Annotated in this window: 21 protein-coding genes and 1 riboswitch; of the genes, 11 read left to right on the top strand and 10 right to left on the bottom strand. The window is 35.8% G+C overall.

What is annotated here, in order from left to right; translation table 11 throughout:
* Positions 1 to 86 precede the first annotated feature (86 nt).
* Positions 87 to 1,199, top strand: coding sequence for an ABC transporter ATP-binding protein (locus LPC09_RS03690; protein WP_098795265.1), 1,113 nt, complete (start codon positions 87 to 89; stop codon positions 1,197 to 1,199).
* Positions 1,200 to 1,329: 130 nt separating this feature from the next.
* On the opposite strand, the gene LPC09_RS03685 is transcribed toward LPC09_RS03690, so the two are convergent.
* Positions 1,330 to 2,913 carry an IS1182 family transposase gene (locus LPC09_RS03685; protein ID WP_231307734.1) on the bottom strand — a complete coding sequence of 528 codons (1,584 nt, stop codon included), beginning with the start codon at positions 2,911 to 2,913 and terminating at the stop codon, positions 1,330 to 1,332.
* A 357-nt stretch (positions 2,914 to 3,270) separates the two neighbouring features.
* Entirely contained in the window at positions 3,271 to 3,513 is a 243-nt protein-coding gene (locus LPC09_RS03680; protein ID WP_098795264.1) for a hypothetical protein, read from the bottom strand.
* Between the two features lie 395 nt (positions 3,514 to 3,908).
* Here LPC09_RS03680 and LPC09_RS03675 point away from each other — a divergent pair, with 395 nt between their 5' ends.
* Together LPC09_RS03675 and LPC09_RS27280 are read left to right on the top strand one after the other, a co-directional pair.
* A complete protein-coding gene (locus tag LPC09_RS03675; RefSeq protein WP_098795263.1) occupies positions 3,909 to 4,127 on the top strand; it encodes an alpha/beta-type small acid-soluble spore protein in 219 nt (72 codons plus the stop codon).
* A 166-nt stretch (positions 4,128 to 4,293) separates the two neighbouring features.
* Complete coding sequence (locus LPC09_RS27280) at positions 4,294 to 4,416, top strand: hypothetical protein (protein WP_255301523.1); 123 nt, start codon at positions 4,294 to 4,296, stop codon at positions 4,414 to 4,416.
* A gap of 341 nt (positions 4,417 to 4,757) precedes the next feature.
* On the opposite strand, the gene LPC09_RS03670 is transcribed toward LPC09_RS27280, so the two are convergent.
* The gene (locus tag LPC09_RS03670; protein ID WP_098795475.1) at positions 4,758 to 6,197 is read right to left on the bottom strand and encodes a DDE-type integrase/transposase/recombinase; all 1,440 of its coding nucleotides are present in this window, start codon (positions 6,195 to 6,197) and stop codon (positions 4,758 to 4,760) included.
* Positions 6,198 to 6,361: 164 nt separating this feature from the next.
* Between LPC09_RS03670 and LPC09_RS03665 the strand changes: the two genes are divergently transcribed.
* Positions 6,362 to 6,982, top strand: a complete 621-nt coding sequence (locus LPC09_RS03665) for an NAD(P)-dependent oxidoreductase (protein WP_231309003.1) — start codon at positions 6,362 to 6,364, stop codon at positions 6,980 to 6,982.
* A 793-nt stretch (positions 6,983 to 7,775) separates the two neighbouring features.
* On the opposite strand, the gene LPC09_RS03660 is transcribed toward LPC09_RS03665, so the two are convergent.
* The 3 genes from LPC09_RS03660 to LPC09_RS03650 all read right to left on the bottom strand — a co-directional run bounded on the left by LPC09_RS03660 (position 7,776) and on the right by LPC09_RS03650 (position 9,955).
* Positions 7,776 to 8,942 (bottom strand): IS256 family transposase, encoded by a 1,167-nt coding sequence (locus LPC09_RS03660; RefSeq protein ID WP_098798984.1) that lies wholly within the window; start codon positions 8,940 to 8,942, stop codon positions 7,776 to 7,778.
* Positions 8,943 to 9,453: 511 nt separating this feature from the next.
* Positions 9,454 to 9,771: a YbjQ family protein gene (locus LPC09_RS03655; RefSeq protein ID WP_098795261.1), complete on the bottom strand. Its 318-nt coding sequence runs from the start codon at positions 9,769 to 9,771 to the stop codon at positions 9,454 to 9,456.
* A complete protein-coding gene (locus LPC09_RS03650) occupies positions 9,752 to 9,955 on the bottom strand; it encodes a hypothetical protein (protein ID WP_231309002.1) in 204 nt (67 codons plus the stop codon). The genes LPC09_RS03655 and LPC09_RS03650 overlap by 20 nt, the downstream gene beginning before the upstream one ends.
* Positions 9,956 to 10,174: 219 nt before the next feature.
* Here LPC09_RS03650 and LPC09_RS03645 point away from each other — a divergent pair, with 219 nt between their 5' ends.
* From LPC09_RS03645 to sda, 7 genes are all read left to right on the top strand, one after another.
* The gene (locus LPC09_RS03645; RefSeq protein WP_098795259.1) at positions 10,175 to 10,492 is read left to right on the top strand and encodes an HPr family phosphocarrier protein; all 318 of its coding nucleotides are present in this window, start codon (positions 10,175 to 10,177) and stop codon (positions 10,490 to 10,492) included.
* Positions 10,493 to 10,651: 159 nt separating this feature from the next.
* The gene (locus LPC09_RS03640) at positions 10,652 to 11,176 is read left to right on the top strand and encodes a universal stress protein (protein WP_176550955.1); all 525 of its coding nucleotides are present in this window, start codon (positions 10,652 to 10,654) and stop codon (positions 11,174 to 11,176) included.
* Positions 11,177 to 11,306: 130 nt separating this feature from the next.
* Positions 11,307 to 12,617, top strand: a complete 1,311-nt coding sequence (locus LPC09_RS03635; RefSeq protein WP_231309001.1) for a globin-coupled sensor protein — start codon at positions 11,307 to 11,309, stop codon at positions 12,615 to 12,617.
* Positions 12,618 to 12,820: 203 nt separating this feature from the next.
* Positions 12,821 to 14,188: a Na+/H+ antiporter NhaC gene (nhaC, locus tag LPC09_RS03630; RefSeq protein ID WP_231309000.1), complete on the top strand. Its 1,368-nt coding sequence runs from the start codon at positions 12,821 to 12,823 to the stop codon at positions 14,186 to 14,188.
* 178 nt (positions 14,189 to 14,366) lie between these two features.
* Positions 14,367 to 14,546, top strand: a riboswitch (cobalamin riboswitch).
* A gap of 126 nt (positions 14,547 to 14,672) precedes the next feature.
* Positions 14,673 to 16,958, top strand: coding sequence for a ribonucleoside-diphosphate reductase subunit alpha (locus tag LPC09_RS03625; RefSeq protein ID WP_231308999.1), 2,286 nt, complete (start codon positions 14,673 to 14,675; stop codon positions 16,956 to 16,958).
* 63 nt (positions 16,959 to 17,021) lie between these two features.
* A complete protein-coding gene (locus tag LPC09_RS03620) occupies positions 17,022 to 18,068 on the top strand; it encodes a ribonucleotide-diphosphate reductase subunit beta (protein ID WP_098795254.1) in 1,047 nt (348 codons plus the stop codon).
* Between the two features lie 182 nt (positions 18,069 to 18,250).
* A complete protein-coding gene (sda, locus tag LPC09_RS03615; protein ID WP_098795253.1) occupies positions 18,251 to 18,415 on the top strand; it encodes a sporulation histidine kinase inhibitor Sda in 165 nt (54 codons plus the stop codon).
* A gap of 88 nt (positions 18,416 to 18,503) precedes the next feature.
* Here the strand turns inward: sda and LPC09_RS03610 are convergent, their stop codons facing one another.
* From LPC09_RS03610 to LPC09_RS03595, 4 genes are all read right to left on the bottom strand, one after another.
* Positions 18,504 to 19,175 carry an HAD family hydrolase gene (locus LPC09_RS03610; protein ID WP_098795252.1) on the bottom strand — a complete coding sequence of 224 codons (672 nt, stop codon included), beginning with the start codon at positions 19,173 to 19,175 and terminating at the stop codon, positions 18,504 to 18,506.
* A 100-nt stretch (positions 19,176 to 19,275) separates the two neighbouring features.
* Complete coding sequence (locus LPC09_RS03605; protein WP_176550953.1) at positions 19,276 to 19,437, bottom strand: transcriptional regulator SplA domain-containing protein; 162 nt, start codon at positions 19,435 to 19,437, stop codon at positions 19,276 to 19,278.
* A gap of 86 nt (positions 19,438 to 19,523) precedes the next feature.
* Positions 19,524 to 21,152 carry an MDR family MFS transporter gene (locus LPC09_RS03600; RefSeq protein ID WP_098795251.1) on the bottom strand — a complete coding sequence of 543 codons (1,629 nt, stop codon included), beginning with the start codon at positions 21,150 to 21,152 and terminating at the stop codon, positions 19,524 to 19,526.
* Positions 21,153 to 21,351: 199 nt separating this feature from the next.
* On the bottom strand, positions 21,352 to 21,948 hold the full coding sequence (locus LPC09_RS03595; protein ID WP_098795250.1) for an undecaprenyl phosphate transporter UptA: 597 nt from the start codon (positions 21,946 to 21,948) through the stop codon (positions 21,352 to 21,354).
* Between the last annotated feature and the right edge of the window lie 113 nt (positions 21,949 to 22,061).

Here is a 22,061-nt window from a genome sequence, read left to right as displayed (position 1 = left end):
TGCAACTTGTACGTTTACTTCTTAAACTGAAATCCCTTACAATGAAAACAAGTTAAAACGCTTTCAAATTAAGGGAGGAATTAGTAATGGCTGAATTACAATTAAACAATATTTATAAAATTTATGATAATAAAGTAACTGCTGTAGAAGATTTCAATCTTCACATTCAAGATAAAGAGTTTATCGTATTCGTTGGTCCATCTGGTTGTGGTAAATCTACTACACTTCGTATGGTTGCAGGATTAGAAGAGATTTCAAAAGGTGATTTCTTCATTGATGGAAAACGTATGAATGATGTTGCACCAAAAGATCGTGACATCGCAATGGTATTCCAAAACTACGCTTTATATCCACATATGAACGTATATGATAACATGGCATTTGGTTTAAAACTTCGTAAGTTACCTAAAGATGAAATCGAGCGTCGTGTAACTGAAGCTGCGAAAATCCTAGGTCTTGAACAATACCTACAACGTAAACCAAAAGCGTTATCTGGTGGTCAACGTCAGCGTGTTGCATTAGGTCGTGCGATCGTTCGTGATGCAAAAGTATTCTTAATGGATGAGCCGTTATCAAACCTTGATGCTAAGCTTCGTGTAGCAATGCGTGCGGAAATTACAAAATTACACCAACGCTTACAAACAACAACAATCTATGTAACACATGACCAAACTGAAGCGATGACAATGGCTACTCGCCTAGTTGTATTAAAAGATGGTATCATCCAACAAGTAGGTTCACCTAAAGAAGTTTATGACAAGCCTGAAAATGCATTCGTTGGCGGATTCATCGGATCACCTGCAATGAACTTCTTTAAAGGAACTCTTACAGATGGTAAATTCTCTTTCGGTACTACTTCAGTAGCTGTACCAGAAGGTAAAATGAAGTACCTTCGTGAGCAAGGCTATGTAAACAAAGAAATTCTAATGGGTGTTCGTCCAGAAGAAATCCATGATGAGCCTGTATTCATCGAATCATCTCAAGGAACTAAAATCACAGCTAAAATTGAAGTAGCAGAGTTAATGGGTGCTGAAACAATGCTTTATTCTGAAATCGATGGTCAATCTTTCGTAGCTCGTGTTGACTCTCGTACAGATGTAAAGCCAGGTCAATCACTCGACTTAGCATTAGACATGAACAAAGCTCACTTCTTTGACACAGAAACAGAAGTACGTATTCGTCCTGCTGGCGAAAAATAATATCTGATAGAAAAAACGAGGGTGACTCAAAAGGTTGTTAAATAACGACCTTTTGAGCACCCTTTCTTTATTTTTTGCATAGAAACCAAATAAGTAGGATTTTTTAATGAAAAAGGGGTATTCCTCCCCCTTATTGGCATCCAATTTCCTCTTTTACTTTATTTCTTTTTATTGCTTTCTGCATTTTTTTACAGTTATGCGCAACGCAAAGAAGCCCCCATTCAATTGTATTTTTTTGGAGGCCACGCATCGAAAAGCGTCTGAACTGCTGATTATGTTTTATTTGTCCAAATACACTTTCCACATCACATTTTCGTTGACTATATAATTTTCTTCCTTCTTCACTCTGAAGACGTTCACGAATCTCTTTTCGTTGTCTTTGATTTTCTAGAGATATTGTAATTGTTTTTTGTTCTTTTCCTTTGGCACAAGTTTTTTGGAAAGGGCAGCCGGCACATTCAAAACATGAATATTTTCTTTTAATTGAAACATATTCATTTTCAGAAGTTTTTGAGGTTTCATACTGGAAAACAAGGCTTTGCTTGTTTGCACATATAAACTCATCTAGTTCCTCATCGTACTCCATATTTTCTACACGTTCGATTTTCTTTTTCCAGTTTCTTTTTTGTTCTTGATCAAATGTATTATATTTTATGTACGCTGTTCGTCCTTCTCTTTCTAAAAAGTCATAGTTTTCCTCACTACCATAACCAGAATCGGCAACTATTTTTTCTGGTTTCACTCCGTGCTCCTCCAGGTGTTGAAGATGAGGGATCAAGCAGCCTGGATCACCTGCTCTTTGATGTAGAGAGAAACCTGTAATAAATTGACCTTCTGTTCCTGTTTGTACATTATATCCTGGTTTTAACTGCCCATTTCGCATATGATCTTCCTTCATTCTCATAAAGGTTGCATCATTATCTGTTTTCGAGAAACTGTTTCTTCCATTGAAAAGTTGATTTTGTTCTTCATATTTCATTTTTCGAGGAAGATAGTCTTTCTTTAATAATCGAACAGCTTTTTTTGCCTCTTTATTTTTAGGTTCTGTCTCTAAATGCTTTTCTAACTTTTTAATACTTTCTTCAATCTGTTCTGAAGTAATAGGAGTTTCTTTCAGCTTTTCTTCTAGCCCCATGGAAGGGGCCGTCTTTTCCTCATTTTCAAGGATGTGCTCAATTTGTAAAGCGAGTTGACGATATTTATCATCTAAACTTTTTTCATATTTCTCTGTCGCTTTCCGCCAAACAAAAGTATACTGATTTGCATTTGCTTCAATCTTAGTCCCATCTACAAAATAGTGCTCCAGCTTGACTAATCCTTTTTCACGTAGTAACTCTACAATTGAGAAGAAGACTTGATAGATAATGTCTTTCATTCGCTCTGATCGAAACCGATTGATCGTACGAAAATCAGGAGTTTGACTACCGCTTAACCACATAAAGTAGATATTTTCGGTTAGTAACTTTTCCATTTGTCTTCCTGAATAAACTTTTTGTGTATAAGCATATATGATGACTTTAAGTAACATTTTTGGGTGATAGGATGGGCGTCCACCACCTTTGTAGGGTTGAACCAACAAAGTATCGTCTAGCTTTTCTACAGCTTCGTGAACAATGATAGATAAATGATTTTGAGGGATGAGAATTTCAAGGTCTAATGGAAGAACTAACTGATTCATGTTATAATTAACGAAAGAGATATGATCATATTTCATAAAAAAATCGTTCCTTTCTTGTATAAGGTGGTGTGGTAACTTCATTATACAAAATTGGACGATTTTTTTGTTTTAATTTTGTCTTTTAAAAAGCTGTTTTCGTAGATTGATGCAGATAAATATTATTTTAAATGGATAGTGGAATGGAGCGGAAGACACTTGACTCCTGCGGGAGGTAGAGGAAAGGCTGAGACCCCGCAGGCGAAGGCGAGGAGGCTCAGCTTCCTCCCCGCGGAAAGCAAGTGTCTGGAGCGCAATGTAACGAACCAGTTTTTATATTTAACTTTATTAAAAACACTTTTAAAAAAAGGCTAACCCAAAGGTCTAAAATCTAGACTTTTGGGTCAGCCCCGTTTTCTATTCCTGAATAATATTTGTTTCTTGATGCTGACAACTAGGACAATAAAAGTAATGCAAACACAAATGATCTTCTAGAGATGTTAATTGCCCGTCATACATCTTCATCATATCAATATCCATATATGCGCTATAATCATCAAAATAATCCGTTACCTTCCCCTTGTCTTCCATAACTGTTTTACAATTTGGACATTGAATGATCCTTTCCTCAAGTCCATTACATAAAGGACACAAATGCATCATTTCAGCCCCTTTATCAATCTCATATGTCTAGAATCTCTCAACAAAGAAGCTTTTATGTAGCTTCTTTCAGTTAAGTTTATAACTTTTTAAAATTCTTTTTTATATTTTTGCATACTTTCAAAGAAAGCCGCTCATAATACTAAACAATCAACCAAGAAAATTTCAGTTCAAATTATTTAGCAAAAGCAGCAACTGAAAATTTCTCAAAAAAAAAAATGTATATAATAAAAAAAAAGATCCATAATACTTAGTAACAACAAACAAACACAAACAACACATCAACTTAAATTAATGGGTTACGCCGAGCAAGGCTATGAAGGACAAGCTTTCTTCATACGTTGGTGCAACTCCAACTAACCCAACCAAAAAAACCTATGAGGAGATGAATAGAAATGTCACAAAACTCAAACAACAGCAATTCGTCAAATCAACTTTTAGTACCTGGAGCTTCTCAAGCTATCGATCAAATGAAGTATGAGATCGCTTCTGAATTCGGAGTTAACCTTGGTGGAGAAACTACTTCACGTGCTAACGGTTCTGTAGGTGGAGAAATCACTAAGCGTTTAGTATCAATGGCTCAACAATCTATGAGCGGTTATACTCAACAATAACAATTTCATATAATTGGCTAAGAGGTCGGCACAATCGTGCCGGCCTCTTTCTTTTGTATGTATCAAACAAGTCATTAAAACCATATAGTATATAAACATCATCTTTATACGCAGATTTTTCACACATTAAACTCTCCTGAAATATACAAAAAGGAGTTGAAGATCCATGTTTGATGCGATTGATTGGAAACAAGTTGGATTTGTTGGATACACTTTATTTCATGAATATATTGTTCATATACGATTTCCCCAAATTCACTATTGGGAACAAGCAAAAAAGAAGCTTTAATCAGCTGACATTTAGTATGTCAGCTTTTTAATGTATACAGGATATTTTCCTAAATATAAAAAGTTCGGTATAGTATTAACAAATGGGTAGTGTCAAAAGATTTATGAAAACTACCTAAAGGGTTAGCTTCTCTCCTATTTACTGGATGGAGATGCGCCGCAATCTCTCTTGACAAACACGCCAATGGTTTGTGGATTGTTTAACAAGGGCGAAGGGAACAAAAGAAGGCATACCAAATAAGCCCTTGGTTGTTTCCATTTTAAACCATTGGCAAGTTCGGTTTGTCAAGAGTTCGCTCCGCCGATTGCTGAATTAGCTTAAGGGCTCAGCTAAACAAAAAGTTAGGCTTGTCTTTGTTCTACTATCCATTGTTGTGCTAATCCAATGAGCTTTGTCCAACGTGCTGGCATTGTTGGAAGCCCCTTGAGTTCTGGATTCACTACGGGCACTTTTCCTTCTAAGGCGGCATGCGGACGCAAAAAGTTAAAGTAGGCCGTAAATAAGGTGACGTATGAAATGGAACCATGTTCAGAGCCGAATCCATGAGTGGAGCGATAATTGCCCTTAAAGGTGCGGTTAAGTCTCTCAATTATTTGTTTCATTGGTCTATATTCGGTTGAAACAGGGTCCTCATTGGTTAATCCAATGACCTGCTTCACATCGAATAAAATCTCATGTTGAGCGAAGAAATGTTGGGCTAAAAGATAGATTGGATTCCCGTCTACCACAAAGGTCAGATTTTCTGGAATCTCTTTCATCTTGATTAAGACCTCATCAATTGCTCGAATGGCTGTTGCTGTGTCTCGATTAGGCGACACCGGATACGAAAGAATAATCTTTTTCACGGCGTCAAAAAAGAAAAATAAATAATGCCATCGACCGTTTACTCTGATATACGTTTCATCACCGCAGAATTGGTCTGAAAGTTCATAGGGATAGTGATCCACATAAGGTTTAAGTAATAAAGCTACGCTATTTTCGTAGTTCAATACAGTCTGATGTGAAATCATCACTCCGTGTACGTCCTGCATAATCGCAGCTGTTTTACGGGCCGAAAGGCCATAGTTTACATGATAGGTTAGGATCAATCCTAATGTATGTGGGGATGCATAAATCTTTGATAAGTCCACGGCCGGCAGTTCTGGTGATTCCTTAGATAACGGCTGGAAATCGATATAAAACTGACGGAAAATGTATCTCAATTTAAATGCTTGAGGGTCCTTTTTGAACCTTTTCTTTTCTTTTGAAGTCATCCCATTGAGCTTCTTTTGATAATAAGAACAGTCATTGTTCTTGCACTTAAACACGTGAAAATCTTTTCTTTCTTTTATTTTCTCGAGAGTCTTGGAACAATGAGGACACTTCAGGATGGCCTCCTTAGAGTAACGGTTCTTTTCACTGAAAAGTTCTGTACACACCTTGCATTGATACTGACCTTTATCTCCATTGTTGGCATAAAGATAATCCGATGGAGCACCACACTTTGGACAGTTCATGGCTTTAGGTACGGAAACTTTTGCATTCTTACGCCTTTGAACAGGTTTGAGAGCTTTCCCGTTCTTCTCTAGATATTCACTAAGAAGAACTCGATAATCAAGCTGTTCTAGAACTTCAATGACCGGAAGGTCATCCACTTGAAGTTTTCGATAAGGTTTATTTACGGGCTGTTCAGTAGGTTTATCGAACATGCTTTTACCAATCAATAAAGTAAGCAATGTTCGAATGAGTTGTTCTTGATAGTTTATAAAAGTTAATAAATAGGTTATAATTTGAGGGTACAAATTGTCACTTCCATTCTTGGTTGTTGGGTGTGTGGTAACCTCAATTATCCAAAGAATTTAGGGGGTGGCAATTTTTTTGCCTATAAAGCCCTCTATGGAGATATTTTATAACCTATTTCTTATAGAAGTTTTGACAATACGAACAAATGGAAAGGGGTGAAAATATGAAGAAGATTACCTTATTTGGAGCAACTGGCCGTGTTGGAAAGGAAATATTGAATTTTCTTTTATCAGATGGTTATTCTGTAACAGCTCTTGTCCGATCTCCTGAAAAAATAATCACCTCCCCTAATTTAAGGATCATAAAAGGTGATGCAACGAACTTTAAAGATGTAGAGCTGGCTATAAGCGACAGTGACGCAGTTGTGAGCGCATTGAACACTGATGCTCAACAAACTCTTTCTCTTGCCACCCCAAATATGATTGAAGCAATGGTAGCTAAAAACATTACACGAATCATCACAATTGGTACTGCAGGAATCTTGCAATCAAGTCTACAAACGGAGCTTTTTCGTTTTCAATCAACTGAATCACGTCGCAGAACTACAAGAGCAGCAGAAGAGCATTTAGCAGCATTTAATATGTTGAAAAGCAGCCCTTTAAAATGGACAATCATCTGTCCAACTTACCTTCCTGATGGAAAATTAACAAAACAATATCGTTACTCCACTGATTTTTTACCACTAGACGGAAAAGAAATTTCTGTTGAAGATACTGCTCATTTTACATATGATCAACTATTTAAAGAAGAGTTTGTTTATAAACGGGTAGGCATTTGTTATTAGTGATTAAGATAAGCTTTTTCGGAAAGATTGTTGTAATTTAATAGGGTGTTTAGACAAAGCAATTAAGGTTATTGGGGAGAATTTACGGGGATGCGAGGATTTGTGAAGGTAATGGCTGAAACTGGCTTTTTTGTTTTATTGAGGCATGATCTCTTTTTTTGCTCGGGACACAACCGCTATGCACACACCTTCCTCTGTACCGATTCCCCCACTATCGGGACACAAACCACCTTTCTCTGTCTCGATTCTCCCACAATCGGGACACAACCGTTACTCACACACCTTTCTTTGTCCCGATTCTCCCTCTATCGGGACACAACCGTTACTCACACGCCTTTCTCTGTCTCGATTCCCCCACTATCAGGACACAACCGTTACTCATACACCTTTCTTTGTCTCGATTGCCCCACTATCGGGACACAAACGTTACTCACACACCTTTCTTTGTCTCGATTCCCCCACTATCGGGACACAAACGCTATGCATACACCTTTCTCTGTACCGATTCTCCCTCTATCGGGACACAACCGTTACTCACACACCTTTCTCTGTCTCGATTCTCCCTCTATCGGGACACAACCGTTACTCACACAAGTCAAGTCCAGAATATTGTGTAAATTTAATACAATGTTTTCAACTACTACATTTGGATATGTGTATTATCCCCTACATTTTTTTTTGCGTAAATTCCATGGGCTTTCACTTACATATCCAGGGAAGGCTGTCAAAGGTTCCTCACTTTGACAGTCTTTCCTGGATATGTGATCATTCCATAATGGAAGCTACGAAAAAATTAGCATCTTCTTATAGATTTTGTAGAGTAAACAGATTCTTGGTATTCCATTAAAACAGCTCCTACTAAACGAAAAGCAGATTGTGTGTTTGGGAAGATACGAATAACTCTTTCTCTTCTTCGTACTTCTTGATTTAATCGTTCAAGAGAGTTCGTACTTCGTATATGAGGGCGCATATTCACTGGATGATTCATATATTGAATGGTATCTTCGAACCCTTCATCGAAAATAGTAAGAGCCTTTTCGTACTTTGGATTATTTCCAAATTGAGTCATCAGTTCATTCTTAAAGGTTCTGATATCTTCAACAGTGATTGCCTCAAACACACGCTTGATCATCATACGAATATCAGCTGAATCCTTTTTGGGCAACTTTTCAATAATGTTCCTTTTAAAATGAACATTACACCTTTGCCAGCTAGTACCTAAAAATTCACGTTGTATGGCTTTTTGTAAGCCTTGGTGAGCATCTGATATCACTAGTTTCGGAGACTGAAGTCCTCGTGATTTTAGCTGTTGAAGGAAGCGACTCCAACTCTCGTAATTCTCTGCATGATCAATACTTAGACCAAGTATTTCACGCTGGCCCTTATCTGTAATAGCTGTGGCAATATAAACAGCCTTTGAGACCACCTTATGGTGTTCTCTCACTTTGATATACATGGCATCTACAAAAAGATAGGGATAATATTTGACGTTTAAAGGACGCTTTGCCCAATCATTTACGATTGGATCTAATTTCAAGGTCAATGAAGAAACAAACGATTTTGAGACAGATTTACCACATAGCTGTTCAACTATTTGTGTTACCTTGCGTGTTGAGACCCCATTAATAACCATTTCCAACATGGAGATCACTAAAGCTTGATCACATCTAGCATATTTTTCAAAAACTGTAGTCGAAAACTCACCATCACGAGTTCTCGGCACCTTGAGTTGTATCTTGCCGATACTCATAATTAATTCACGTTCATAGTAGCCGTTGCGATAGTCACGACGGGCTGCAGAGCGTTCATAAGAAGCAGCATGTAGATAATCATCTCTCTCTTTTTCCATAAACTCATTTAAGACCAAAACAATTGCTGATTTAACTACTGCATCAATATCAGAATTTAATACAGAATCTTTTAAAACTTCCAAATCTAGGTTAAACTGTAACTGGGTCATCTTATTCCTCTTTTCATGTTTATCGTAGCTGAAAACATTGTAGCCAAGAGTGAATAAAATGAACCCTTTTTCTTTTTACACAATTATACGGACTTAATCCTCACACGCCTTTCTCTGTCTCGATTCCCCCACTATCGGGACACAAACGCTATGCATACACCTTTCTCTGTACCGATTCTCCCTCTATCGGGACACAAACGCTATGCACACACCTTCCTCTGTACCGATTCCCCCACTATCGGGACACAAACGCTATGCACACACCTTTCTCTGTACCGATTCCCCCTCTATCAGGACACAACCGTTACTCACTCATCTTTCTCTGTCCCGATTCTCCCTCTATCGGGACACATTCGCAATCCACACACCTTCATCTGTCCCGATTCTCTTACTATCACAAAACTCTACACAACTTACTACCAGCGAGTTAACATAAATACGCTATAATCCTAAACAAATACAATAAACCCCAGTCACTATGCAACTGGGGTTATTATCCATGATCATCGCTCTACTCTTCTACTGTTACAGCTGTACCATATGCAATTATTTCTGAAGCATTTTGCATAACAGCTGAGGATTCTAACCTCATACAAACAATCGCGTTAGCTCCTTTTGCTTTTGCATCATCAACCATACGACCGATTGCTTTTTGTCGGGCTTCTTCCATCATTTCTGTGTACTCCTTGAGTTCTCCACCGACAATGGTTTTTAGTCCCGCCATTAAATCTTTTCCAATGTGCTTAGATTGAACAGTACTTCCCCTTACAAAGCCCTTATATTCCTTTGTTTCCTTACCTGGTACAGTTTCAGTAGTCACGATAATCATTTTTGTCATCCTCCTTTTTTTCATCTAGTCTTATTTTTATAAACGCAACGACTAAAACAATCAATGAAATAAAATAAGCTAAAAATAGTCCAACTGCGATCGTTATGTTTATAAATAAAAAGATAATACCCGCGATCTGTGTGAAGACTGCAGAAAGCATGCTTATGTATTTTACTTTTTCCATCCCCAACTTCCTTTCTCTTCCACTACCTATAATATACCGTTTTTCCTAATAAAGATGAATGTTTTCCATGGCTTTTTTAATTGTTTTTTTACCATCTTAGCAACAGCGTATTCCAATAAGGACTATAGTAGGATTTTTATGTTGTTAGGTTTCTAAATTTAATTATGGAGGTATGTATCCGTAAAATAACCAACACATTCTTTCTATGGAGGAATTCATATGAATAAATTAATTACTTTTAGCTTAAAAGTCGAAGAACAAATTCGTATTGATCAGGTTATGAAGATCACTCAACTGGCGAAATCATATGAAGGAAAAATCTACTTAGTTACTAAAAACAAACATGTAATCAATACAGCAAATCTTCCAGCTTTACTCACTTATTTATTAATGATTAAAAATGGACAAGAAATAAATATAGCGATTGATGGACCTTATCCTCACTTAAAAGTAAATGACTTTAAAGAAATATGTTCTACAAATACTGCACAGAAAAGGCAGCGTATCATTCAACCAGCGATGAAAGTGAAACTTTAATTTTATGGAATGGAGGATGTCACTATGATCAGAACTTTGTTTATGATTGTTGGAGCCATTGTCGTTATTGGCTTTTTACTTAATTTAATTTTTTAACAGATAAAGCTTGATTAGATATATACAAATAGGGTAAAGAACAAATAAGAAAGGATGATTGAGTTGAATTCATTAAAACATGTAGTTGTTGCTTTTGATGGAACAGATGATAGTAAAGAAGCACTAGAATTAGGAATTCGTATGAGTAAGAAAATGGACTCCAACCTTTCTGTTATTTATATTCATAAAGAGAACTTGTTTACAGAAGGTGTTGATCAAGCTAGCACTCCATTGTTATCGCCTGTACACTCGTACCCTGTTGGCGGAGTAGGAAATATTCCTGTTGTCCCAATACCTAAGGAACACAGTAGCGATAGAGAAACGGTTGTAAACAAAAAAAATAGTCAGCATATAATGGCATTAGAAAATGAAGCCAAGCAAATTTTAGATCGTCATCATGTACAAGCAGACGTTGCCGTTTCATATGGTGAACCTTCTGAAGGAATTGTTACTTATGCAAAAGAAAACAATGGAGATTTAATTGTCGTTGGTAGTCGAGACATGAGCGGCCTAAAAAAATTAATCTTTGGAAGCGTTAGTGAAAAAGTATCACAACGTGCTTCCATCCCAGTATTAATAGCTAAATAATCATACACATTGGTGGAAGAGATACTCTTCCACTATTTTAATTTTTAAATTTCTGTCAAATCACTTCATATTTACCTTAAACATGCCGATATACCTAATAAGTATAAATTTTGAAATGGGGAATGGATTGATGGGAATTTTGTTTAAAAAAGAGAAAAAAACAACAACATCGGCACTAAGTGACAGCATTAGGAATCAACACGTTTCTGCAGTTGTTTTAAATATATCAGAAGTTGAAGTAAAAAAGCAGATTGGAATGATCGATTTAACAAAAGATGATTTGGTAACTGCTTTATCAATACAACCATATATTGAAGAAAATATTGAGGAAATTGTTCGCGCATTTTACTCTTCATTTGAAGCAGATAGTGGTCTTATGGGCATTATTAATGAACATAGCTCAGTAGATCGTTTACAGCAAACCTTAAAAACACATATTATGAAAATGTTTAACGGTAATCTTGATGATGAAGATGTAAAACGAATGAGAAAAATTGCTCATATTCACGTAAAGATCGGTCTTGAAGCAAAGTGGTATATGGCTGCTTTTCAGCAACTACTTAATTCAATCATTGATACAGTGGAGCCACATTTTAATACAAAGAAAGAAATCATTACCGTTGTTCAAAGTATTAGCAAACTCTTTAATTTGGAACAGCAAATTGTTTTAGAAGCATATGATAATGAATATGCTAAAGTTCGCGATGAAGCAGAAGCTGCCAAGGAGCAAATACGTGCCGAAGTAAACCAACTTGCAACCCAGCTTGCTGAAGCAAGTGAAAATACAAATGCATTTATTCAGGAAATTCTTGCTCAATCGCAAGAAATTGCTTCTTATTCAGCAGACCGCTATGAAGCAGCTTCAACTGCAGAAGGACAAGCACACAACGGAAAAAATGACCTAGAAAAACAAAATGACCTTATGTCTTCTATCGAGAAAAGTACAGTTGAAATTCTACAACAAATGAAGTCGCTAGAACAAACGTCTGAAAAAATTAATCAAGTCGTTTCAATTGTAACCGCTATTGCAGAACAAACGAATTTGCTGGCTCTAAATGCTGCTATTGAATCAGCACGTGCAGGTGAATATGGTAAAGGTTTCGCCGTTGTTGCGAGTGAAGTTCGTAAGCTTGCTGAAGAAACAAAAAATTCAGTCCAAGGTGTATCAAGCTTAATTACAAATATTCATAACCAAATTGATAGTATTTCCGGTTCTATTAATCATGTTGCTGAGCTAACAACTAAAGGAACTGACCAAATGAATGACATGAACTCATTCTTTGATAACATTCTTGAAATCATGAATAAAAACAAACAGCAAAGCGAACAATCTAAAACAGATTTAATGAACTTTACAAATGTTATTAACGATGTTTCAAATAACGTAAAATCAATTGCTGAAACTTCCGAAAATCTAAAAGTAATGGCTAGAACAATATAGAGTTTTGTTTAAGACCAATGGAATTTCATTGGTCTTTTTTATGCACTTCAATTTCAAAAAAGAATAGTATATCAATAAAACAAAACACATAATATCTTTATATATTAATCATTTTCTATTTTCGATTGACAGAAAAAACTAGATTGGTATAATACTTTTGTACGAAAAAGCACAAAAGCGTTCAAGCTATAAAGGAGTATACCATGAATGATCAAATAAAAAACTTTACTTTTCAACAATCGTTACTAATCTTGTTACTGGTATTAGCAACGATATTTGCCAGTTTATTTGTATTAAAAACAGAACCACATATTGCCTTACTTATTTGTTTAGTTCTAATCTCAATCATTGGCTTACTTAATAAATTCAAATGGAAAGCATTAGAAACAGGTATTGTCCAAGGAATTCAAAATGGAATTCAACCTATTATTATATTGGCACTTATAGGTGTATTAATTGGTGCTTGGATGAGTAGCGGGACAATTCCGACAGTTATGGTTTATGCTTTAACTGTTATTAATCCAGAATACTTATTAATGACTTCCCTTTTTTCATGTATGGTCATTTCAAGTTTAGTAGGAAGCTCCTTTACAACAGTTAGCACAATTGGTGTTGCTTTAATGGGAGCAGGTATGGCAGCAGGCTTACCAATTGAATGGGTTGCTGGGGCAATTATTTCAGGCGCATGCTTTGGTGATAAAATGTCTCCAATGTCCGATACAACAAACTTCGCTTCTGGTGTTTCATCTGTAGATTTGTTTACTCATATTAAACATATGACATTCACTACTTTACCAAGCATTTTAATTGCAGCCCTGATCTTTTTTATTTTAGGTCGAATTACTCCTATTGACTTTACGTCAATCGATGACATGAAAAACATGATTTCTATTATTGAATCTCAAGTTAACATTAGCTTTATCACATTGTTTTCACCTCTTATAGTTATTATTCTGGCTATAAAAAGAGTCGCGGTTATCCCATCTTTAGTGATTGGTATTATAACAGCAGGAATAACAGCCATCGTTTTTCAAGGGTTAATGCTGAATGAATTTCTAACAGTTTTACAAAATGGAACTTCTTATTCTATAGAAAATGAACAGGTTAGTAATATGCTAAACCGTGGCGGCCTACAATCAATGATGTGGTCCATCTCACTTATCTTAATTGCCTTTGCCTTTGGTGGATTACTTAATACATTAAGCATTATCCCTACACTATTAAATGGATTAATTGAACGTATACAGTCAAAGGGACAGCTTATACTATCAACTGCCGCTTCATCGTTTGGCGTAAACCTATTAACCGGTGAACAATACTTATCAATTCTTATCCCAGGTCAAACGTTTAAAGGTCTTTACGATAAAATCAAGCTAGATCGCAAATATTTATCACGAACACTTGAAGATGCCGGAACATTACTTAATCCCTTAATTCCATGGGGAGTTAGCGGAGCTTTCTTCGCTCAAACACTTGGTGTACCCGTTTTAGCGTTTTTACCATTTGCGTTCTTTTTATACCTATCACCAATATTCACAGTTATATATGGATTTTTAAGTAAACGTGTATAAAGAAAGGGGCTGTCATTTATTTTGACAGCCCTCTTTCCTTTACAAGTTTCTATCAATCTAGATAATTTTCGACAAACGAAAACAATTGGTTGATTATTTTGTATATGTGCTATATCATGGAAATATATCTAATTATAACTATATATTGATTTATTAACCAAAACAAAAAACTATATATTGTATTTTACGAGATTCAGGTGCCAATTAAGGCTGAAAAGGGAATCTGGTGCAATTCCAGAACTGTCCCCGCAACTGTAAATGTGACGAATTGAGAAATCCACTGTACATATTAGGTATGGGAAGGACTCATAGTAGGACGAGCATAAGTCAGGAGACCTACCTGCATCTTGTGGAAGTTTCAATTTCTTCGGGGACTGAGAAGGTGAGACGATAGCTGATCATTCAAGCTTTTTTTGCCTTGAACTCTCCTCTGTCGTTTTATCTCTCCCCCTGAGTTACTAATTCAACAGATGGAGGAATATTTATGAGCATCGCAACATCCCCTATTATTTATAACAACAAAAACAACCAGGAAGCATTTGACATATCTAAATTAACTTCATACATTGAAAGCATTCATCAAAACTTCCCTTCTCTACATATAGATGACTACTTAACACGAATCCAAAACACGATCGTACAAAGAGAGTCTTATACTACGGATCAACTTACTAATTTACTCATTCTAGAAGGATTATCAAATATAAATGAACAAGAGCCGGAATGGACATATTTTTGTGCGCAAATCTACTTATCAAAATTGTATAAAGAAGCTGCAGAAAACAGAGGTTATGACAAAAAGCAAAAATATGGAGATTTTTATGATTTAGTAAACACTCTCGTCTCAAAGGGACTTTACAGCTCAAAGCTTCTTGACCAATATTCTCAAAGTGAACTTTCACAAATTGGTTCCTTTATTAAGCCGGAAAATGACAACCTCTTTACATATATTGGACTAAGAACATTAGCAGACCGTTATTTAACACGTGACTTTAGTAAACAAACATATGAACTGCCTCAAGAGCGTTTTGTCATTATTGCAATGACATTAATGGCAAATGAAAACAAAGATCATCGTCTTGAGCTTGTAAAACAAGCGTATTGGGCAATGAGCAACCTTTATATGACCGTTGCAACACCTACTTTATCAAATGCAGGAAAACCTGTTGGTCAATTATCGAGTTGTTTTATTGATACAATCGATGATAGTTTACAAGGAATTTTTGATAGTAACACTGATATTGCCAATCTTTCAAAATCTGGTGGAGGTGTTGGTGCATATCTTGGGAAAATTCGAAGCCGTGGTAGTGATATCCGTGGATTCAAAGGGGTGTCTTCTGGTGTTATTCCATGGATGAAGCAGCTTAACAACACTGCTGTAAGCGTTGATCAATTAGGTCAACGTAAAGGAGCCATCGCTGTTTACTTAGATGTGTGGCATAAAGATATCTTTTCATTTCTTGATTCGAAGTTGAACAATGGTGATGAAAGAATGCGGACACATGACTTATTTACCGGTGTGTGTATTCCTGATGTATTTATGGAGCAGGTTGAAGCACGTGGTGATTGGTACTTATTTGATCCACATGAAGTTCGTAAAGTAATGGGCTTTAGCATCGAAGATTATTATGATGAACAAAAAGGTCAAGGAAGCTTCAGAGAGCGCTATTGGGACTGTGTTCAAAATGAACAGTTATCTAAGGAAAAAGTCCCTGCGATTGATATTATGAAACGAATTATGATCAGTCAGTTAGAAGCTGGTACTCCATATATGTTCTATCGAGATGAGGTAAACCGCAATAATGCCAACTCACACCAAGGAATGATTTATTGCAGCAATTTGTGCACAGAAATCACACAAAATCAAAGTCCGACAACAGTTGAAGAGCAATTCACTGAGGATGGAAAAATCATTACAGTAAAAACACCAGGTGATTTTGTTGTATGTAACCTTTCCTCTATTAACCTTGCAAAAGCTGTTACAGATGATGTTTTAGAAACACTTATTCCTATCCAGGTAAGAATGCTGGACAATGTTATTGACCTTAATACAATTCCTGTTCTTCAAGCTAGATTAACAAATGAAAAATATAGAGCAATCGGTTTAGGAACATTCGGATGGCATCACCTTCTTGCCCTGAAGCAATTAAAATGGGAAAACGAGGAAGCTGTTACCTACGCGGACAAGCTATATGAAAGAATTTCTTATCTAACAATTCAAGCTAGCATGGAGCTTTCAAAAGAAAAAGGTGCTTATCCTGTATTTAAAGGCTCTGACTGGGAAACAGGCTCCTACTTCGAAAAAAGAGGTTATTCCTCAAACGAAAGTGATATTGATTGGGATTCTCTCAAGAAAGATGTTCAAAGTCATGGAATTCGTAACAGTTATTTAATGGCAGTTGCGCCTAATGCATCAACTTCAATTATTGCAGGCAGCACGGCTAGTATTGACCCAATATTCCAAAAGGTTTACTCAGAAGAAAAGAAAGATTATAAGATTCCGGTTACTGTTCCTGATTTGAATCCTGAAACAACTTGGTATTATAAATCGGCCTATTTTATTGACCAAAAATGGAGCATCAAACAAAATGCTGCTAGACAGCATCATATTGATCAATCCATTTCATTTAATATATATGTGCAAAACACGATTAAAGCTAAGGATTTACTTGATTTACACATAACAGCATGGAGAGAAGGATTAAAAACTACGTATTACTTACGTTCAACTTCCAGCACAATTGAAGAATGTGACTCATGCGCTAGTTAACAAGAGAGCGTCTTTAGTTTTGAGACGCTCTATAAACTTTTTTCAAATAAAGGAGTAATAAGTATGCAGAACACCACATTATCGAAACGCAAAATTATGGATGCAAATGCTCCCAATCGCTCAACAGCTATTATTAATGGAGAAAGCTCAAACGTTTTAAACTGGGATGACGTTGCGTTTCCTTGGGCATATCCTCGTTATAAAAAAATGCTTGCAAACTTCTGGACGCCATTTGAGATCAATATGGCTCAAGATATTAAACAATATCCAAGCTTAACAAATGATGAGCAGGATGCATTTTTAAAAATTATTGGTCTTCTTGCCCTTTTAGATAGTATTCAAACTGATTATGCGGGAAAAGTATCAGATTACATTACTGATTCAAGTATTAACGCATTAATGATCATGCTAGCACAACAGGAAGTTATTCATAATCACTCGTATTCTTATGTATTATCTAGCTTAGTATCAAAACAAAAGCAAGATGAAGTTTTTGAATACTGGCGAAATGAACCAATATTAAGAAAGCGTAATGAGTTTGTCACAAACGGATATCAATCATTTGCTGAACAGCCAACTGTTGAGCACCTTCTAAAATCAATTGTTTATGATGTGATATTAGAAGGTCTTTTCTTCTACTCGGGTTTTGCCTTCTTCTATAATTTAGCACGCAATCAAAAAATGGTAGCAACTAGCACTATGATTAACTACATAAACCGTGATGAGCAAATTCATGTTGATTTATTTGTTCAAATTTTTAAAGAAGTATTAAAACAATATCCTGAGTATGATAACGAAGAGCTTGCGTCGTTTGTCAAAGAAACGTTCATTACTGCTGCTGAGCTAGAAATTGAATGGGGACGTTTTATTATAGGCAACAAAATGGATGGAATTAATATTCAAGATGTTGAGGACTATATTAAATTTTATGCAAATGTCCGTTGCAATCAGTTGGGATATGAACGCCCATTTGAGGGATATCGCTCAAACCCTTTAAAGTGGATCAAAGCATATGAAGAAGTAGATCTTGGTAAATCAGATTTCTTCGAACAAAAATCACGACAATATACGAAGGTAAATCATGCTGATAACGGCTTTGATGACCTGTAATGACCAAGGTATAAAGTTTAAACAAACGTTTATTTAACTGTTATCTACCTCATTACAGCTTTACTTATCACATATCTTATAAAAACCTTAAACAAAATTTCTACATCTTTTTACATAAAGTCGTTTAACAGTATACTCTATGTGGTAAATAAATAGAGAGCGATAAAGTAAAGGATGATACTATGAGGTTTTCAAAACTATCAGATAAAACTTTATTAAATAGTTTTCAAGAAGCTAGTGAATTACATTTAAGTCCAGATTTTATTAAGCTGCTAGAAAAAGAGATTACCGAAAGAGGACTTAACAAGCCAAATATCCTAAAAAAACAATTTAAAAAAATTAATTAATATTCATAGGCTGCCCCATTCAATGGGACAGCCTGTTTTGTCGATACTTTTTTTTGATGATGGAACTTGAGGAAGGTTGCAACAAACTTTATACTTCTTTACCTTTCTCTCTCTCAATGATATCAATGATCTCAAATAAATCCGTAACACAATAATCAGCAGCAGGAGCATGGCTAAAATGGGTATTTTTCTTCCAGATAGTTTTCATCCCCGCTTTTTTTGCAGCTTCAATATCATTTACTGGATGATCCCCTACGAAGATACTTTCCTTTGGAGATACTCCCAACTTAGATAACCCTCTCATAAAAATCTCGCGATCAGGCTTTTTTATTCCCTCGTATTCAGAGATCAGTATAGTATCAAAATAATGATCAATTTTTAACGCTTTAATATTGTCCATCTGAAATTGACTAAATCCATTTGAAATCATACCAAGTTTAATATTTTGTTGCTTTATTGTGACTAACATTTTTTCTAGATTATCAAATGGAGTACAATGCCTTGGGAAAAACGAAAGGTAATCCTTAAGTAATTGAGAGGCTGTTAGATCCTTTATTTTCAACTCTTCAATTAATTTAGCATACACTTTATCTTTCCATACATATCCGTGTTGATCTAGTTTTATAAAACGACTAATGTATTGGTCGATTGGTATATGCTTTAAATTTAGGCGTATGTGCTGATCCTCAATAAACTTTCGAAGCGATAAATTACGGTTTAACAATGTACCATCTAAGTCAAACAATACAGCTCTTATCATACGATCCTCTCCCAAAGTGAATTCTCTCTATAGTGTAAAATTATACCACTTGAACTAAAATAAAGGCTCAAATGATCATCTCATTTGAGCCTTTGGTTTTTTATTCATTCACAGAATCATCAGATGTTAAATCACTACCCGACAGCAGGTGAAATGATTGATCTAGAACTAAAGCCGTATGATTTTTTTCCTTAGGATGCTGAACAACTTGAGCTTGAGCAAATACTTCATTATCATAAAATTCTTGTTCTTTTTGATCCATTCGTATTCACCTCCATTCTTTCAATCACTACCATTCTTCCACTAATACTTTTCTTTATGTAACAAAAAAGAGAGGTTATCCTCTCTTTATACAGGTTGCTTTGTTAATGATTGTTTTGCTTGAATTTCTTTTTGCTGCTCTGTTTTTGGTGTACTTGAGCTTCTTAAAGGGATTTCTTTTAAGAAGAAAGTAAGAACTACTGCAGCAATCATGACTATTGTTGCCGTCATGAATACGCCCGACAGAGCAAAGCTTAATGAGTCTTGAAGCATAGTAACGAACTTCTCAAATAAACTTACCATTTCAGCCGGCATACTTTGCTGAATTTGTGATAGCTTTTCATGATCTAATAGTAACTGTGGATTTTGCAATGCTTGTAAGTTTTCCTGCATCTCCGGAGGAACAGAAGCAGCTTGCTGTTGAACCCCTTTTAATGATTCAGCCATATTATCGCTCATACGTTGATTTAAAACTGTTCCCATCAAAGCAACCCCAACAGTACCACCAATTGAACGGAATAATTGTGATGTTGCTGTTGCAACTCCTAAAAATTTTTGCTCAACTGCATTTTGAACAGTTAGCGTAAATACTGTCATTCCTACTCCAATACCTATTCCTACTAAAACAAGATAAGAGATTAACGTCCATTGTGATGTTTCAGCGTCCATTGTTGTGAACAAGAACATCCCTACAGTTGTTACAATTAGGCCAATAATTGCTTGAAGTTTGTATTTCCCTGTCTTAGAAATGATTTGTCCTCCAACACTACTTGCAAACACTAAACCTAACGTCATGGTCATTGTTATAAAGCTTGAGTGAGTTGCAGTAAATCCTAATACCCCCTGCACAAAGTATGGGATATACATAACACCTCCAAACATGGCAACACCAATTGCAAATCCAATCACATTTGAAATCGTAAAAATACTGTTTTTAAACAAATATAAAGGTAAAATTGGACTTTTTGCTTTTTTCTCCACTAAAACAAAGATAACGAAAGACACAATTGCTCCTGCAAATAAACCAATAATTTGTGAGGAATTCCAATCATATCTTGTTCCTGCCCAAGAGAAAGCCAATAAGGCGGGAACAATTGTCCCAGTTAGAAAAATTGAACCAAGATAATCAACAGACTCCCCTTCCTTTTTCTCCATTTTAGGAAACAACCTCCAGATAAGAATAGCCGCTACAATCCCTAATGGTAGGAACACCCAGAAAACCCATTTCCACTCAAGATTATCAACAATGTAGCCACCTAAAGTCGGACCGAATACACTTGAAATTCCGAATACAGCACCCATTGCCCCCTGCCAGCGACCTCTTTCACGGGGTGCAAACAAGTCTCCTACAGCTGTAAAGGCTGTTGACATAATCATACCTGCACCAAATCCTTGGATTCCTCGATAAATAATCAACTGAATGATATCCTTAGATAATCCTGATAAGAAGGCACCAATCATAAAAATAAAAATACCAGTTAAAATAAACGGCTTGCGTCCATATATGTCGGATAATTTCCCAACTAAAATCGTCGTAATCGCTGAAGTTAGCATATAAATGGTAAACACCCAACTATAGTAATCCAATCCACCTAAATCAGCAATAATCTTCGGCAGCGCATTTCCCACTATCGTTTGGTTAACTGCAGCAAAGAACATTGCACCAATAATGGCGATCATAATTGTAACTTTTTCCTTATGACTTAAGTGCTCCATATTTACACCTCAATTTATTATATTTAATTAATATTTAACTAGATTAAGTATTTAAGAAAATAAAAAGCAGTGATTACTCTTATCACTACATAATACTTAACTTGAATAATATTTAACTGATTGCATGAATTATTATATTCCGCTATTTTTAAAAAAGCAATACTTTAGCAACTAAAAAAGCTATCCAGTTGGATAACTTTTAATTTGTATGAGGATTTTTAAACTTTTTCACAAGGAAATATACAACCGCCATTAATATAACGAAGCATGTAAGTGGAAGAAAATATGGTTTTGCTGTTTCTTTAATATACATCCAGTTATTTCCTAATTTCACACCTAAATATAGAAAGAAAATTGTCCAAGGAATCATAGCTGCTACTGTGTAAAATGTAAACTTCCATAATGACATCTTTGATATTCCCGCTGGAATACTAATTGCATGTCTCACAACTGGAATAAACCTAGCTCCAAAAATAACACCTGAACCGTATTTTTCAAACCATTCTTCTGATAATTCTAAATGGTGTTTATTAATCAGTAAGTATTTCCCATACTTTTCAAGAAAAGGCCTCCCACCTAAGCTACCAAGCCAATATAAGAAAAGTTGAGCAATCGTTCCTCCCACCACTCCAGCTACAATAGCTCCAATGAAGCCAATTTTTCCCAGCACGATCATGTACCCACCATAACCAAGTACAATCTCACTAGGAATAACCTCAAGCATAAGACCAATTGCAATGCCTAAATATCCAAAACTTGTAAGCCAGTCCAATACATTAAGAATTAAATCCTCCATTCTCTCCCACCCTTACCTATTCTTGTCCATTAATTATGGGTATGAAAGGAAGTAATGAAATAGTCTAATTTGAAATGAAAATTTTGCTCAAAACAAAAACTCTATAGTCAGCA

This window comes from Metabacillus sp. B2-18 (assembly GCF_021117275.1).
Taxonomy (GTDB): Bacteria; Bacillota; Bacilli; order Bacillales; family Bacillaceae; genus Metabacillus.
Note: the sequence above shows the minus strand (reverse complement) of the source record. Positions and strands in the feature narration are given on the sequence as shown.